Source organism: Shewanella algicola (assembly GCF_014648035.1).
In the GTDB taxonomy this organism is placed as follows: Bacteria; Pseudomonadota; Gammaproteobacteria; order Enterobacterales; family Shewanellaceae; genus Shewanella; species Shewanella algicola.
In genome coordinates this window covers 65,328-81,942 of sequence record NZ_BMQI01000007.1, presented here as the reverse complement: position 1 = coordinate 81,942, position 16,615 = coordinate 65,328, and the positions used below count along the sequence as shown (strand labels likewise).

Genomic DNA, 16,615 nt, shown 5'->3' with positions numbered 1-16,615 from the left:
ATTATCTATTACGACAGTTTTAATGCGCTATTCACTAATGATTCTTGCTGGTGTACATGCAACGCAGGATAACCACATGCGGGTGCAGCTGACGCTTCACGACCGGCATAAGTTAGTTGAGCGCCTGCAGGAATGTTAGCCCAGAAGTGATGTTGACTACAGTACCATGCACCCTGGTTTTGCGGCTCTTCCTGACACCATACAAAGTCTTTAACATGTTGATATGTTTCTAGTGCTGCACGCATTTCCACATCAGGGAACGGGTACAACTGCTCAACACGAATAAGGGCAACGTTGTTAATGTTTTCTTTGCGGCGTTTTTCAAGTAACTCGAAGTAAACTTTACCGCTACAAAACACTACGCGATCGACTTGACTTGCATCTAAGGTATCAACTTCACCAATAATATTTTGGAAAGTTCCTTCTGCAAGTTCTTCTAAGCTAGACACGGCTAATGGATGACGTAGTAACGATTTAGGCGACATCACCACGAGTGGACGACGCATTGGTCGTACAACTTGGCGACGCAACATGTGATAAACCTGAGCGGGTGTTGACGGAACACACACCTGCATATTGTGGTTAGCACAAAGTTGTAAGAAACGCTCTAAACGGGCACTAGAATGCTCAGGGCCTTGACCTTCATAACCATGCGGAAGCAACATTGTTAGACCACATAAGCGGCCCCACTTTTGCTCACCTGATGATAAGAACTGATCGATTACCACTTGAGCACAGTTAACAAAGTCACCAAACTGCGCTTCCCAAATGGTTAAGCCGCCTGGTTCTGCTGTAGCGTAGCCATATTCAAAGGCCAACACTGATGCTTCTGATAGTACTGAGTCAGTAATGTCGATAGGTGCTTGCTCGTCAGCCACATTACGCAATGGTAAATAAGTGGTGCCATCATTTTGGTTATGCAAAATAGCATGACGATGGAAGAAAGTGCCGCGACCAGAGTCTTGACCGGTAATACGCACACGCTTGTTGTCTTCAAGGATAGATGCATAAGCTAGGGTTTCAGCAAAACCCCAGTCTAGTAGCTTCTCGCCTTTTGCCATGGCTGCACGGTCATTATAAATTTTCGCAACGCGAGACTGCAATGTATGACCTTCAGGAATATCCACCATTTTATCGGCAAGATTCTGTAAGCGTTCCATTGTCATGGCGCTGGCATAATCTTCATCCCACTCGCGATTTAAATAAGGAGTCCAGTCAACTGTGTGTAACGTCATTGGACGCCATTCTTTTACTACACAATCACCGGCATCTAATGCATCACGGTAATGGTTAATTAAGCCGGTCACTTCATCAGCAGCAATGCTGTTATCAGCAATCAGTTTGTCAGCGTAGATTTTACGAGGCGTTTGGTGTTTTTTGATTTTGGCATACATAAGCGGCTGTGTTGCACTAGGCTCATCCGCTTCGTTATGGCCATGACGGCGATAACACACTAAATCAATAACAACATCACGCTTAAATTCGTTACGATAATCAACAGCAAGCTGAGAAATAAATGCAACAGCTTCTGGATCGTCAGAATTGACGTGGAAAATTGGCGCCTGAACCATTTTAGCGATATCAGTACAGTATTCTGTAGAACGCACATCAGCATGGTTAGAGGTAGTAAAGCCCACCTGGTTGTTAACTACGATACGGATACTTCCGCCCACAGTAAAACCACGAGTTTGAGACATGTTAAATGTCTCTTGTACAATGCCCTGACCGGTAATTGCCGAGTCACCATGAATGGTAATTGGCATCACTTGTAGACCGTCTTTACAACCACGGCGGTCTTGACGAGCACGCACTGAACCAATAACCACTGGATTGACGATCTCTAAGTGAGATGGGTTAAAGGCTAACGCTAAGTGGACATTGCCACCTGGCGTTTCAAAATCTGATGAAAAACCTTGGTGATACTTAACGTCACCTGAACCATGAGTATCTGCATGTTTACCTGCAAATTCGTCAAACAGTTCTGCTGGGCGCTTACCTAAAATATTAATGAGTAAGTTTAAGCGACCACGGTGAGCCATGCCCACAACGATTTCTTTGGTACCGGCTTCACCCGCACGGTAAATGATTTCGCGCATCATAGGGACAAGCGCGTCACCACCTTCTAACGAGAAACGTTTTGCACCTGGGAACTTAGCACCAAGGTATTTCTCCATACCTTCGGCGGCGTTCAGGCCTTCAAGAATACGTTTCTTGATAGCGTTATCGTAGTTTGCTTTACCTAACGTTGGCTCAAGACGTTGTTGAATCCAACGCTTTTCGTCAGTGTCGGTAATGTGCATATATTCGGCGCCAATTGAACCACAATAGGTGGTTTTCAACGCGTGAATAATGTCTGCAAGCTTCATGGTTTCACCGCCTAAGGCGAATGAACCCGTATTAAACTCACGCTGCATATCTTCAGCGGTTAAGCCATGGTAAGCCGGATCTAATTCTTGAACAGCTTCACGCTTCCATAACCCTAATGGGTCGAGATTCGCATTTTGGTGACCACGAAAACGGTGAGCATTAATAAGCTGTAGCACTTTAACTTGCTTCGCATCTAGCTCAGGGTCACTAACGCGGGCAGCGCCTTTAGAGCGACTTTCAAGGGCTAAGCTACGGAAATAGTCACGAACTTTAGAGTGGGCGGCTTCAGGTACTTCAATAGAGGCACCGTTCACTGGCGGGAGGTTATCAAAAACAAGCTGCCAATCAGCAGTCACTGATTGCGGATCTTCTTGATAGGCTTCATACATCTCTTCTACGTAGGTCGAGTTAGCACCACTTAGATGTGATGAATCGAGCCAGGCTTTCATGATGCCTTGGTGCATTGTTATTCCTTTCAAACTTGATACACGTGCTAGCCATAAACATAACAGTGAGTAACTTAAATTACATCACACGTAGACTGATATTATCTCAATGACAATAGCAGAAGGTCTTACTTAAACGCACAAAAGAGCCATCCCCCTAGGAAGATGACTCTCAATCGAGCTCAATAACGTAAACTATTTTGCTCAGTTTGGTGCATTAAACTGCTCGCTTAAGGAGCATTGACTTGATATGACCAATCGCTTTAGTTGGGTTTAATCCTTTTGGACAAACATCAACACAGTTCATGATGCCATGACAACGGAACACACTGTAAGCATCATCTAATTCAGATAAACGCTCTTCAGTAGCCGTGTCACGGCTGTCAATCAAGAAACGGTATGCATGGAGTAAACCACTTGGTCCGATAAACTTATCAGGGTTCCACCAGAATGATGGACAAGCAGTTGAACAACATGCACACATGATACATTCATATAAACCATCTAAATGAGCACGCTCTTCAGGTGATTGTAAATGTTCACGAACTGGCGCCTTTTCATCATTAATCAGATAAGGTTTAATTTTTTCGTATTGTTTGTAGAATTGAGTCAAATCTACAACCAAATCACGAACAACCGGCATGCCTGGTAAAGGACGAATTTCAATTTTCTTACCTTTAAAGGTCGATAATGGCGTGATACACGCTAATCCGTTTTTACCATTCATGTTTACACCGTCAGAACCACACACACCTTCACGGCATGAACGACGGAACGCAAGCGTTGGGTCTTGTTCTTTCAGCTTAATTAATGCATCTAACACCATCATATCAGAGCCATCAGGCACTTCTAAGGTGAAATCCTTCATGTAAGGCTTGGTATCTACATCAGGATTATAACGATACAATGAAAATGTTAATTTCATTTTTGCAACTCCTGCCTTAGTAGGTCCGTTTTATCGGTGGAAACGCATCACGTAATTTAGGTGACATGTTGACATCACGTTTGGTCATTGCTTGAGAGTCTGGATTAAACAAGCTATGGCATAACCAATTGTCATCATCACGTTCTAAATAATCTTCACGAGAATGCGCGCCGCGGCTTTCAGTACGGAAGTTAGCTGCATAAGCAGTCGCCAGCGCAGTTGCCATTAAGTTGTCTAACTCTAAGCATTCAATACGTTGAGTATTAAATTCTTTTGAGTTATCAGATAACTTAGCATTTTCAAGACGCTTTTGAATAGCTTGAAGCTGTTCTAACCCTTCTGCCATGGCATCGCCACTGCGGAAAACAGAGAAATTTAATTGCATGCACAATTGAAGGTCTTTACGGATAACCGCAGGATCTTCACCGTCTTTGTTGCTTTCCCAACGATTAAGACGAGCAAGTGATGCATTAATTTCTACGTCAGACGCGGCTTTTGGATCAGGTGTTGCATCTAATGCTTTACCTAAATGTTGACCCGCAGCGCGACCAAATACTACTAAGTCAAGCAATGAGTTACCACCTAAGCGGTTGGCGCCGTGTACAGATACACAAGCAATTTCACCCACTGCAAATAAACCTAATACATCTTGTTCAGTGCCATCTTCGTTCTTACGAACAACCTGACCACTGACCTTAGTCGGTAAACCACCCATCATATAATGACACGTTGGTAACACAGGAATTGGACCATCAGCCGGATCGATATGCGCAAATGTACGAGATAATTCACATACGCCTGGTAAACGGGCTTCTAAAGTCTCTTTACCTAGGTGATCAAGTTTAAGCAGACAGTGTGGGCCTAAAGGACCATCTAAACCACGACCTTCGCGGATTTCAGTCATCATTGAACGTGCAACCACGTCACGAGATGCCAAATCTTTTGCGTTAGGCGCATAACGTTCCATGAAACGTTCGCCGTCTTTATTTAAAAGATATCCACCTTCACCACGACACCCTTCGGTTACTAGTACCCCAGCACCAGCAATACCCGTTGGGTGGAACTGCCACATTTCCATGTCTTGTAACTGAACACCCGCGCGAGCTGCCATACCAACACCGTCACCAGTATTGATGTGAGCATTGGTCGTCGATGCATAAATACGACCTGCACCACCTGTCGCTAAAATGGTTGCTTTAGCTTTAAAGTAAACAATTTCACCGGTCTCGATTTCAATTGCAGTACAACCCACAATCACGCCGTCTTCGTTTTTAACGAGATCTAAAGCATACCACTCAGAATATACATCTGTTTTATGCTTAACGTTTTGTTGGTAAAGACAATGAAGTAGCGCATGGCCTGTACGGTCAGCCGCAGCAGCGGTACGTGCCGCTTGCTCGCCACCGAAGTTACGAGATTGACCACCGAAAGGACGCTGATAAATAGTGCCATTTTCGAAACGAGAAAAAGGTAGCCCCATTTGCTCAAGTTCAATAATCGCTTCTGGACCGGTTTGACACATAAATTCAATGGCTTCTTGGTCACCGATAAAATCAGAACCTTTAACCGTGTCATACATGTGTTGTTCCCAATGGTCTTCGTGCGCATTACCTAATGCTACGGTGATACCACCTTGAGCAGACACGGTATGTGAACGAGTCGGAAACACTTTTGATAAAAGCGCACAGCTCTTACCTTCTTTAGAAATCTGTAATGCTGCACGCATACCAGCGCCACCAGCGCCGATTACGATTGCATCAAATTCGCGTACTGGAATACTCACTTAAACACCCCACACTATTACAATGCCTGACGCTAAATAATTAAACGCGATCACAACAAAGGTAAATTGTAATACACCACGTAACGCAGTGTGCTTGACATAGTCAGTCAACACTTGCCATACACCAATCCACGCATGGATAAGTAAAGCAACGAGCGTTATTAGGGTAAATACTTTCATTGGAAGTGAACTGAATAATCCATTCCAAATGTCGAAGGTTAACGGGGCACTACACGCGATAAAGCCAACTAAAAAAATAGTATAACAAGCGAGGATCACTGCGCTTGCGCGTAATAAAATATAGTCATGAACACCACTGCGTCCAAAACTTGCTGCGTTTGTTACCATACCCAAATCCCCGCTATGATTGAAAAGGCTGCTGCTAGTGCAAATGTAGCCTTAGCTGATGCTGTACCTGAAGGTAACTCTTCCCAGCGGCCGGTATCCATTACTAAATGACGAATGCCACCTAATAAGTGATAACCCAACGCGGTTAGAATTCCCCAGAGGATGAACTTCATCACGAAACCATCGAACAAGGATTGTACGCTAGCGAAACCTTCTGCTGATGTTAAAGTTGAATTTAACAACCAAAGAAGGATACCAATAGCAAATAGCATGATGACACCGGAAATACGGTGTAGGATTGACGCGATCGCTGTTGCAGGAAAGCGGATCGTCTGCAGGTCTAGATGGACAGGTCTTTGCTTCTTCACGTTCTGCTCACTCAGCTCCATTGAGCATTATTTTTGTTATGTGTCTATTTTTTGCTTAATGGACAATGTCGACATTCGGCATAACACGATTAAACAAAAAACAGACTACTCTCACACATCGTTAATCAGTTGAGAAATCACTATTTAGTTCGTAAATTCATGATGACTAAACTGTGATGTTGGTCTCCCTTAGGGACGCAGGCAAGTATACTCGCGCGAATTGTCAAATACAAACCTCACATTATGCAAAATAACTTTTTTTATTAATTTTTTATTCTAATGCAAGCACAGAGCGGTTTTGCGCGGATATATACCATGGTCTAACAAATTTAAACGCTTATTTAAATTGATCTGTGATCCACATTCGCTGTACAGTAATGTCCGCTTAACATGCCGCACTCATAGAAAAGAATGAAGTAAGGAGAACGGGGTATGGCTGATAATATAGCCAAATTAGAGTTACCAGGAAACGATTCAATCGACCTACCTATCAAGAAAGGTACTGAAGGTTTTGACGTTATCGACATCAGTACACTGGGTAAAAAAGGTTATTTCACCTTTGACCCAGGCTTTCTAGCTACTGCATCTTGTGAGTCAGCAATTACGTATATCGATGGTGAGCAAGGGATCTTGTTACACCGTGGCTATGCCATTGATGAACTTGCAACTGAATCGACTTATCTCGATTTATGCTACTTGCTTCTATACGGTGAGTTACCGTCTAAAACTGATTACGAACAATTTGTGACCACAGTGAAACAACACACTATGGTTAATGAGCAAATTGCCTTCTTCTTCAGAGGCTTCCGCCGTGACGCACACCCAATGGCAATGCTATGTGGTGTAACAGGTGCATTATCTGCTTTCTATCAAGATTCTCTTGATGTTAACAATCCTAAGCATCGTGAAGTTGCAGCTTACCGCTTAGTGTCGAAAATGCCGACAATTGCAGCGATGTGCTACAAGTACTCAATGGGACAACCGTTTATTTATCCACGCAACGATTTAAGTTATGCGGGTAACTTCTTGTCAATGATGTTTGCTACTCCTTGTGAAGAGTACAAAGTCAATCCAGTTGTAGAAAAAGCAATGGACCGTATTTTTGTATTGCATGCTGATCATGAGCAAAATGCATCGACATCTACTGTCCGTTTAGCAGGATCTTCTGGTGCGAATCCATTTGCATGTATCGCTGCTGGTATTGCTTCGTTATGGGGGCCCGCTCATGGTGGTGCTAACGAAGCTTGCTTAGAAATGTTAGAAGAAATCGGTAGTGTTGATCGCATTCCTGAGTTTATTGCGAAAGCAAAAGACAAAAACGATCCATTCCGTCTAATGGGCTTTGGCCATCGCGTTTATAAGAACTTCGACCCACGCGCTAAAGTGATGCGTGAAACCTGTCATGAAGTGCTTAAAGAACTGAAAGTGGTTGACCCATTATTAGACGTAGCAATGGAACTTGAGCGTATTGCCCTTGAAGATGAGTACTTCATCTCTAAGAAGCTATACCCGAACGTTGATTTCTACTCTGGTATCATCATGAAAGCCATTGGTATCCCTAACGATATGTTCACAGTGTTATTTGCACTGTCACGTACTGTTGGTTGGATTTCACATTGGAAAGAAATGTTAGATCAACCAGGCCACAAAATCAGCCGTCCACGTCAGTTATACACTGGCGAGTCTGCGCGTGAATTTGTGAGTGTTGATAAGCGTTAATCTCCTGATTAACCAAACTAAAAAAGCGCCGAAAGGCGCTTTTTTGTTATTATTGACCGCTTTAATTGAGTTTACGTTGTCTGTTACATGTCGCTATCAATGTCATTAGGCACATTAAAAACAGCAGTAAAGGTTCAATCGCCCCACCGCTGTAATTAGTTTTGTGCTCGACCTTAGCAATTTTTTCTTCTTTTACCCTTATTTTAAAACGCGCTAATTCATCATCTAAGTTCTGACTCATATCCGTCACGGCGATATTAAATCCTTCCATCGACTTTTCAGACAATGTTTCGTCTATACCGACAGCAGTAGTGCGCTTTTCTAGCTTACTAATTCCTGGAGCTCTAAAGAGCATTTTGCGGCTTTTAATATCAAACACTGCAGTATCAACAAAAGTTTGCACTGTGTTTTCATTTCCAGGAATAACGTACATCCCAACAATCGTCCAGTACAACAATGCAGCGTTATTTTCTACCGATTGAGTCACTTGATCGTAAGACACCAATGCCATCACATCGACATCGTATAAACGCCCTACTTGTTCTAATGTGGTAAAGCCTTCACCACCAGTCAGATACGTGCTGGGAATAACTTCAATTCGGTCAATATAATCGTATTGCACAAACGATGCTTTGACTTTGTCGAGCAACTCATACTGATCCTTATTATGAATGGCATCACCTTTCCAACCGGCTGATGGGACAAAAGCAATCCCAACGTTAACAGGTAAACTTAACACCGGTATTTCGGGACTGTGGACGGCTTTATCTGTTTTTTCCGGATAGAGAAAATCCATTAAACTGCTTGAAACTGACTGTTTGCCCGTATGCTGACTCACGAGTGAACTGCATGATGTCAGCATCAATGCGGATGCCGCGACAACTAACCATGTTGTTCTCATTATTATTTCCTTATTAAATATTCATTTATGACGTCACTTTAGCCGCAATCTATACATTAACTAATTTCACTAATAGTTAATTGTTTTAACTATTTTAACATTGTCAGTTTAGCTAATCCCATCAAATAAAATAGGCAAGCCGCTGTTAAATAACAAGTTATAAGCTTGGCATGTAAAGTGCTTACTAGTTAGTCATTAACATTGATTACACATAATAACGTGACGTTTACTAATAAAGGCATAGCATCATGCTTAACCGTCACTCAATTAAAAATATAACATTGGCAGGTACCCCATGGATAGGTTCAACAGCATGAAAAAATTGGCAATCCCACTACTTTGCATTGCAGCATTAAGTGGCTGCAACGGAGAAGCAGAGCAAGCAAAAGAAGAAGAAAAATTTGCAATCCCGGTTGAAACAGCGTTGGTTGAGACGGGTAACGTGTCATCGTTTTACAGCACAACCGCCACACTCGAAGCGCCAGAAGAGTCACATGTGATGAGCCGAATTGCCGGAATCGTTGAGCAAATCAATGTTGAAGAAGGCGATAGAGTCACTAAAGGGCAAGTGCTTGCGGTGATTGATGCTAAACGCCAACGTTACGATTTCAATCGCTCAGAAGCCGAAGTGCAAATCATTGAGCAAGAATTAAATCGTTTAAATAAAATGAGCAATAAAGAGTTTATTAGCCAAGATGCTATGGCTAAACTTGAGTTCAACTTACAAGCTGCAAAAGCACAACGCGATCTCGCCGAGCTGCAAGTTAAAGAAAGCCAAATCACCTCACCCATTGACGGAGTGATTGCTGCACGTCATATCAAACTAGGCAATATGGCTAAAGAGTTTCAGGAACTGTTTTATGTGGTCAATCAAGATCAACTCCATGGGATTTTACATTTACCCGAGCAGCAACTTGCCAGCTTACGCATTGGCCAACACGCCAGTATTATTCAACAACAATCCAACCACACAAAGGCAATTGACGCCAAGGTTTTGCGCATCAGCCCTATTGTGGATGCTCAAAGTGGCACATTTAAAGTAACATTAGCCGTGCCCAATCAAGATGCGGTCCTAAAAGCGGGTATGTTTACTCGCGTCGAGCTTAAATACGATACCCACCAAGATGTACTCACCGTGCCTTATAATGCCCTGATAAACCAAGACAATACTCAAGCCCTGTATGTCATTAAAGACATCATAGCCGAGCGACGTGAAGTCAGCCTAGGTTACCGCGAAAACAACACAGTAGAGATTTTGTCGGGCGTTAGCGCAGGTGAGCAAATTGTGATCCGCGGCCAGCAAAACCTCAAAGACCAATCCCTGGTAGAAATTATCACCCCACTTAGCTTTGCAGCCATTCGATAACGGAGCCAAATCATGTCAATGATAAATACCTCAGTTAAGCGTCCGGTGACTGTGTGGATGTTCATGCTTGCCGTTATGCTATTTGGCATGGTGGGATTTTCACGCCTTGCAGTAAAGTTACTGCCCGACTTAAGCTACCCTAGTGTAACCATTCGTACTGCATATGATGGCGCTGCGCCGGTTGAGATTGAACAACTGGTGTCAAAACCTATAGAAGAAGCGGTCGGAGTGGTAAAAGGTTTACGTAAAATCAGCTCAATTTCTCGCTCTGGTATGTCTGATGTAGTACTCGAGTTTGAATGGGGCACCAATATGGACATGGCAAGCCTAGAGGTGCGCGAAAAAATCGACACCATTGAGCTGCCATTAGACATTAATAAACCACTGTTATTACGCTTTAACCCAAATCTAGATCCCATTATGCGCTTAGCATTTTCAGTGCCCAACGCTGATGCCGAGCAACTCAAACACATGCGCACCTTTGCCGATGAAGAACTAAAGCGTCGCCTTGAAGCGTTATCGGGCGTGGCAGCTGTTAGGTTATCGGGCGGACTCGAGCAAGAAGTGCACATTGAGCTAAATCAGCAAAAGCTCAGTCAATTGAACCTCAATGCTGACCAAATTAAACGCCGAATTAATGAAGAAAATATCAATTTATCTGCCGGTAAAGTGATACAAGGTGACAAAGAGTATTTGGTTAGAACCTTAAATCAATTCAACTCATTAGAGGAACTTGGCCAAGTCATTGTTTATCGTAACGAGCAAACCTTAGTGAGACTGTCTGACATTGCGGTCATATCAGACGCCTATAAAGAGCGCAGCGACATCACTCGAATAGGTGAAATGGAGTCTATTGAGTTAGCCATTTATAAAGAAGGCGATGCCAATACGGTTGCTGTCGCTAAAAAGCTGCAAGATGAACTGGTCAAAATCAATGTGGCTGACAATAAAAATCAATTAAAAGTCATTTACGATCAATCTGAATTTATTAAAAGTGCAGTTAATGAAGTTACCTCGGCGGCATTATTTGGTAGCCTATTAGCCATGTTGGTTATTTATCTGTTTTTACGCGATATTATTGCCACCTTGATTATTTCTATCTCAATCCCCTTCTCGGTTATTGCCACCTTTAATATGATGTATTTTGCTGACATCAGCTTAAACATTATGTCACTGGGCGGTATTGCGCTGGCTATCGGTTTATTGGTCGATAACGCCATTGTGGTACTGGAAAATATAGACCGCTATAAATCAGCTGGAATGAGTAAGATTGATGCTGCGGTGACTGGCTGTAAAGAAGTCGCTGGGGCTATTTTTGCCTCAACGTTAACCACGTTAGCGGTGTTTTTACCCTTAGTGTTTGTTGACGGTATTGCTGGGGCCTTGTTTGCAGACCAGGCATTAACCGTCACCTTTGCGTTACTGGCTTCATTATTTGTTGCGCTAACCGCTATCCCGATGTTGGCGTCTCGCCAAGGATTTACCAGCCTGCCAGAGCCAGTCGAAACGCCAAAAGTGGCCAAACCCACTAGCGTTAAAGGTAAAATTGGATATTACCTCTTGGCGATAGTAAAATTTCCATTTTCATTATTATTCAGCTATTTACCTGCCGGATTACTCACCACGGTTATCGTAATCAGCCGATTTATCAGCAGTATAATGGGATTGCTATTAACCCCCATTTGCGCCGCTTTTAATGCTGTTTATCGCCTTATTGAATCATTTTATTACCGCCTCTTACGCCATGCTCTACGTCATCAAGTGCTCACGGTGGTTATTGCACTAATCATGACCTTAGCATCAAGCAGTTTATTGCCAAGGCTTGGCATGGAGCTTATCCCGCCCATGAACCAGGGCGAGTTCTATGCCGAAATATTATTACCTCCTGGCACCGAAGTCAGCGAGACAGATGCGGTGTTACAACAATTAGCCTTATCAATTAAAGACCGCGATGATGTAAAACACGCTTACAGCCAAGCGGGTAGCGGCGGCTTAATGACATCCGATACGGCTCGAGGCGGTGAAAACTGGGGCCGTTTACAAGTGGTATTGGCCGACCATTTAGCCTTTAATGCCGTCAGCCAGGTGCTACGACAAACCGCTCGTAATATTCCTGAGCTTGAAGCGCAAATAGAGCACCCTGAACTGTTTAGCTTTAAAACCCCGTTAGAAATTGAGCTTTCGGGCTATGATTTAAGTTTACTTAAACAAAGTGCAGATCAGCTGGTTAAAGCCTTAGGTGAAAATGACCGCTTTAGCGACATCAACACTACATTGCGAGATGGCCAACCCGAGATCAGCATTCGCTTTGACCATGCACGCTTAGCAGCTCTCGGTATGGATGCGCCAACGGTCGCCAATCGTATCGCGCAGCGTGTTGGTGGCACCATAGCCAGTCAATTTACGGTTAGAGATCGTAAAGTAGATATTTTAGTGCGCAGTGAATTAGCCGAACGCGACCAAATAAGCGATATCGAATCGTTAATTATTAACCCTAATAGCAAGCAGCCTATCCCGCTCAATGCGATTGCCGCGGTGCATTTACAAATTGGCCCCTCTGCCATTAACCGTATAAGCCAACAACGGGTAGCGATTGTGTCATCAAACTTAGCTTATGGGGATTTAAGTGAAGCAGTGTTTGAAGCGCAACAAATCTTGTCTAAACAGCAACTGCCCAGCTCTATTCAGGCACGTTTTGGCGGGCAAAATGAAGAGATGGAACATTCATTTGACTCGCTTAAAATCGCCTTAGTGTTGGCAATCTTTCTGGTTTACTTAGTAATGGCAAGCCAGTTTGAATCACTATTGCATCCGTTGTTGATTCTGATTGCGGTGCCAATGGCCGTGGCTGGCAGTATTATAGGATTATTTATCACTGGGACCCATTTAAGTGTAGTGGTGTTTATTGGGCTTATTATGCTGGCAGGTATTGTGGTGAATAATGCCATTGTATTGGTTGACCGCATTAATCAACTGCGCCTTGAAGGGCAAGAAAAATTGAGCGCCATTAATGATGCTGCCCAATCACGTCTTCGCCCAATTATGATGACAACCTTAACGACTACGCTAGGCTTATTACCCATGGCGATTGGTATGGGCGATGGCAGCGAAGTGCGCGCCCCCATGGCCATTACCGTCATATTTGGCTTAAGCATGTCTACTTTACTGACCTTATTGGTGATCCCAGCGCTTTATGCCCTATTTGACCGCAAGCAATACGCGACTCATGACGCAGCGATAAATAATGCGGAGACACCAGCATGAATATCACTCATTTAGCGATAAAACGCCCGGTCACCACCAGCATGTTTTTCTTAGCCATTGTGCTATTTGGCATGGCCGCGAGCCGCATGTTGCCGTTGGAGATGTTTCCTGGCATCGATATTCCACAAATTGTGGTTAATGTGCCTTACAAAGGTTCTAGCCCTGCCGAAGTTGAACGTGACATCACCAAAGTGCTAGAAGAGTCACTCGCGACAATGAGCGGTATTGATGAAGTTCGCTCTGACTCAACTCAAGATGGCGCGTTTATTCAGCTTAATATGAAATGGGGTGAAGACGTTGCCACCAAAAGCTTAGAAGCGCGTGAAAAAATCGATTCAGTGAGGCACCTTTTGCCCAACGATGTCGAGCGCGTGTTGATCCAACAGTTTTCGACAGCCGACATGCCAGTGCTGACTATCCGAATCTCAAGTGAGCGTGAGCTGTCAAATGCTTTTGATTTACTCGACAAACAGTTACGTAAACCACTCGAACGCGTCGATGGGGTATCTAAAGTCACCCTATATGGTGTAGAACAAAAACAAATTGAAATTAGATTAAATGCCGATAAGCTCGCATCGTCTGGAATTAACAGCCTCGATTTACGCACCCGCTTATTATCCGAAAACTTTGTCATTAGCGCAGGCACCATTCGCACTCATTCACAGGTGTATCAGGTGACACCAAAAGGTGAATTTACCAGTCTAGACGACATCAATGCGCTGGTGATTCTGCCAGGCATTCATTTACAAGACATCGCAACGGTCAGTTACGCCCTACCAGAGAAAGTAGAAGGCAGACATTTAGACCAAAAATACGCGGTAGGGATTGATGTATTTAAAGAATCTGGCGCTAACTTAGTTGAGGTGTCCGATCGCGTACTTAGAGTTATCGAACAGGTTAAGCAAGACCAGCAATTTAATGGCATTAAGTTGTTTATCATGGAAGACCAAGCCTTTGGGGTTAAATCGTCATTAAAAGACTTACTTCTCGCGGGTTTAATGGGCGCAGTCTTGTCGTTTGGCGTGTTGTATTTGTTTTTACGTAATCTCAAAATGACCTTAGTCGTGGTGTCATCGGTGCCGATTTCGTTATGCATGACCTTGGCCGGAATGTATTTTTTAGGCTATAGCTTGAATATTTTATCCATGATGGGTCTGTTATTAGCCGTCGGTATGCTAATTGATAATGCCGTAGTAGTCACCGAAAGTGTGCTGCAACAAAAACAAGCGGCCAATATAGACGACACATGTCAAATCAAAGCCAATCAACAGGCCGTGTTAACAGGCGTTGAAAAAGTCTCACTGGCAGTATTGGCGGGGACACTGACCACTGCAATCGTATTTTTACCGAATATTTTTGGCGTTAAAGTCCAGCTTACCATCTTTTTAGAACACGTTGCCGTGGCTATTTGTATCTCGTTAGCCGCCTCATTGTTAGTGGCTAAAACGCTTATTCCACTCATGCTTAATCGGTTTCACTTTGAGGTTGAGCCCGTTAATGACCACAACCGTTTAGGACTGTTTTATCAACGTAGTTTAACTTGGATATTAACCCGGCCGAAACGTTCTGGTGTGATTGCCATAGCGCTACTCGTCTCAACTGCCCTGCCGTTAAGCCTAGTGCAACAAGACCAAGGTGATGGCGAAGGCAATGACCGTTTGTACATTAACTATCAATTAGAGGGGCGGCATAATTTGGCCGTGACCGAAGCGATGATTAATCGCATGGAGGATTACCTATACAGCAACAAAGACACTTTTTATATCGACGCGGTATACAGTTATTACGCGCCACAAGATGCGCAATCAACCATTTTGCTACAAAAAGATATTCCAATAGAAATGAGCGAGTTGAAAAAGATGATCCGCGAGGGGTTTCCTAAGTTTTCAATCGCCACTCCCCAGTTTGGTTGGGGCAATGAAAATAGCGGAATAAGGGTCACATTAACAGGCCGTTCTACCACCGAACTCATTCGCCTCAGCGAACAAGTCTTGCCGTTATTAAGTAACATTGATGGCCTTGTTGATGTGAGATCAGAAGTCAACGGAGCACAACAAGAAGTGATTGTGGTGATAAACCGTGAAATGGCTGCAAGGCTTGATCTGACCTTAAGCGATATAGCGTCAAACATTGCAATCGCCCTTAGAGGTTCACCTTTACGTTCATTTAGGCATGACCCAAGCGGTGAGCTTCGTATTGAGCTGGCTTATGATAAAAGCTGGCAAAACTCGCTTGAAAAACTCAAACAATTACCGATTATTCGCCAAGGTGACCGTGTTTATACTCTCGACAGTTTAGCCACAGCCACGGTAGTGCCACGCTTTGACACCATCAGGCACTATAATCGCCAAACTGCTTTATCAATTGGCGCAAACCTTGATGACTTCACTACAGAAGAAGCACAAGAGAAAATCACCCAAGTCATGGACTCAATCAACTTTCCTTACGGTTATGGTTATTCGCTTCGTGGTGGCTTTGAACGTCAAAATGAAGACCAATCTATCATGGCAGTTAACATGATATTGGCTATCGCAATGATTTATATCGTCATGGCAGCATTATTTGAATCATTATTGCTACCCACCGCCATTATCACCTCGATAATGTTTTCCATTACTGGGGTATTTTGGGCTTTGTGGTTAACGGGCACTCCTATGTCAGTGATGGCCATGATTGGCATATTAATTTTAATGGGCATTGTGGTGAATAACGGCATTGTTTTAGTGGATCAAATTAATCAAATGACACCGGATTTAGATAAACTGAGCGATACCATTATTAGCGTGTGTATTACCCGTTTACGTCCAGTATTAATGACGGTGGCCACAACCGTACTGGGCTTAGTGCCACTGGCCATGGGCGACACTCAAATCGGTGGCGGCGGCCCACCTTACTCACCCATGGCCATTGCCATTATCGGTGGACTGGTATTCTCAACCGTGACCAGCTTGTATTTAGTGCCTTTGTGTTATCAAGCACTATACTTACTTCGCCATAAGGCTGCGATTAGATTGGGTTTAGCCAACAATTTTGCCCAAAAGCTGTTACCTTGGACTTAGCAACGATATTAATAACAAGTTTGTAACCTACAAGTGATCAAACAAGCCTAAATATCAGTATTAATGGGT

Annotated in this window: 10 protein-coding genes; 4 read left to right on the top strand and 6 right to left on the bottom strand. The window is 43.5% G+C overall.

Annotated features, from left to right (window positions below):
- Nucleotides 1–8: 8 nt before the first annotated feature.
- The 5 genes from sucA to sdhC form a co-directional block, all read right to left on the bottom strand.
- Entirely contained in the window at nt 9–2,831 is a 2,823-nt protein-coding gene (gene sucA / locus IEY42_RS04775) for a 2-oxoglutarate dehydrogenase E1 component (RefSeq protein ID WP_188924195.1), read from the bottom strand.
- A gap of 199 nt (nt 2,832–3,030) precedes the next feature.
- Nucleotides 3,031–3,738 (bottom strand): succinate dehydrogenase iron-sulfur subunit, encoded by a 708-nt coding sequence (locus IEY42_RS04770; RefSeq protein WP_188924194.1) that lies wholly within the window; start codon nt 3,736–3,738, stop codon nt 3,031–3,033.
- Nucleotides 3,739–3,754: 16 nt separating this feature from the next.
- Nucleotides 3,755–5,521, bottom strand: a complete 1,767-nt coding sequence (gene sdhA, locus IEY42_RS04765; protein ID WP_188924193.1) for a succinate dehydrogenase flavoprotein subunit — start codon at nt 5,519–5,521, stop codon at nt 3,755–3,757.
- Complete coding sequence (gene sdhD, locus IEY42_RS04760; protein WP_188924192.1) at nt 5,522–5,869, bottom strand: succinate dehydrogenase, hydrophobic membrane anchor protein; 348 nt, start codon at nt 5,867–5,869, stop codon at nt 5,522–5,524. It abuts the gene before it with no gap.
- Nucleotides 5,863–6,258, bottom strand: a complete 396-nt coding sequence (sdhC, locus tag IEY42_RS04755) for a succinate dehydrogenase cytochrome b556 subunit (RefSeq protein ID WP_188916550.1) — start codon at nt 6,256–6,258, stop codon at nt 5,863–5,865. The genes sdhD and sdhC overlap by 7 nt, the downstream gene beginning before the upstream one ends.
- 411 nt (nt 6,259–6,669) lie before the next feature.
- Between sdhC and IEY42_RS04750 the strand changes: the two genes are divergently transcribed.
- Entirely contained in the window at nt 6,670–7,956 is a 1,287-nt protein-coding gene (locus tag IEY42_RS04750; protein ID WP_188924191.1) for a citrate synthase, read from the top strand.
- Nucleotides 7,957–8,017: 61 nt separating this feature from the next.
- Here the strand turns inward: IEY42_RS04750 and rhlP are convergent, their stop codons facing one another.
- Nucleotides 8,018–8,857 (bottom strand): rhombotarget lipoprotein, encoded by an 840-nt coding sequence (gene rhlP, locus IEY42_RS04745; protein ID WP_188924190.1) that lies wholly within the window; start codon nt 8,855–8,857, stop codon nt 8,018–8,020.
- Between the two features lie 295 nt (nt 8,858–9,152).
- Here rhlP and IEY42_RS04740 point away from each other — a divergent pair, with 295 nt between their 5' ends.
- Genes IEY42_RS04740 through IEY42_RS04730 form a run of 3 tightly spaced genes read left to right on the top strand, consistent with a single transcriptional unit; the run spans nt 9,153 to nt 16,546 of the window.
- Nucleotides 9,153–10,223 (top strand): efflux RND transporter periplasmic adaptor subunit, encoded by a 1,071-nt coding sequence (locus IEY42_RS04740; protein ID WP_188924189.1) that lies wholly within the window; start codon nt 9,153–9,155, stop codon nt 10,221–10,223.
- A 12-nt stretch (nt 10,224–10,235) separates the two neighbouring features.
- On the top strand, nt 10,236–13,487 hold the full coding sequence (locus IEY42_RS04735) for an efflux RND transporter permease subunit (protein ID WP_188924188.1): 3,252 nt from the start codon (nt 10,236–10,238) through the stop codon (nt 13,485–13,487).
- Nucleotides 13,484–16,546 (top strand): efflux RND transporter permease subunit, encoded by a 3,063-nt coding sequence (locus tag IEY42_RS04730; protein WP_188924187.1) that lies wholly within the window; start codon nt 13,484–13,486, stop codon nt 16,544–16,546. Before IEY42_RS04735 ends, IEY42_RS04730 begins: the two co-directional genes overlap by 4 nt.
- Nucleotides 16,547–16,615: the final 69 nt, after the last annotated feature.

What these genes read in the sequence shown, in the direction of transcription:
- rhlP (WP_188924190.1), bottom strand. Translation starts at nt 8,857, where the DNA reads ATGAGAACAACATGGTTAGTTGTCGCGGCATCCGCATTGATGCTGACA.
- sucA (WP_188924195.1), bottom strand. Translation starts at nt 2,831, where the DNA reads ATGCACCAAGGCATCATGAAAGCCTGGCTCGATTCATCACATCTAAGT.
- IEY42_RS04740 (WP_188924189.1), top strand. Translation starts at nt 9,153, where the DNA reads ATGGATAGGTTCAACAGCATGAAAAAATTGGCAATCCCACTACTTTGC.
- IEY42_RS04735 (WP_188924188.1), top strand. Translation starts at nt 10,236, where the DNA reads ATGTCAATGATAAATACCTCAGTTAAGCGTCCGGTGACTGTGTGGATG.
- IEY42_RS04750 (WP_188924191.1), top strand. Translation starts at nt 6,670, where the DNA reads ATGGCTGATAATATAGCCAAATTAGAGTTACCAGGAAACGATTCAATC.
- sdhC (WP_188916550.1), bottom strand. Translation starts at nt 6,258, where the DNA reads ATGGAGCTGAGTGAGCAGAACGTGAAGAAGCAAAGACCTGTCCATCTA.
- sdhD (WP_188924192.1), bottom strand. Translation starts at nt 5,869, where the DNA reads ATGGTAACAAACGCAGCAAGTTTTGGACGCAGTGGTGTTCATGACTAT.
- IEY42_RS04730 (WP_188924187.1), top strand. Translation starts at nt 13,484, where the DNA reads ATGAATATCACTCATTTAGCGATAAAACGCCCGGTCACCACCAGCATG.
- IEY42_RS04770 (WP_188924194.1), bottom strand. Translation starts at nt 3,738, where the DNA reads ATGAAATTAACATTTTCATTGTATCGTTATAATCCTGATGTAGATACC.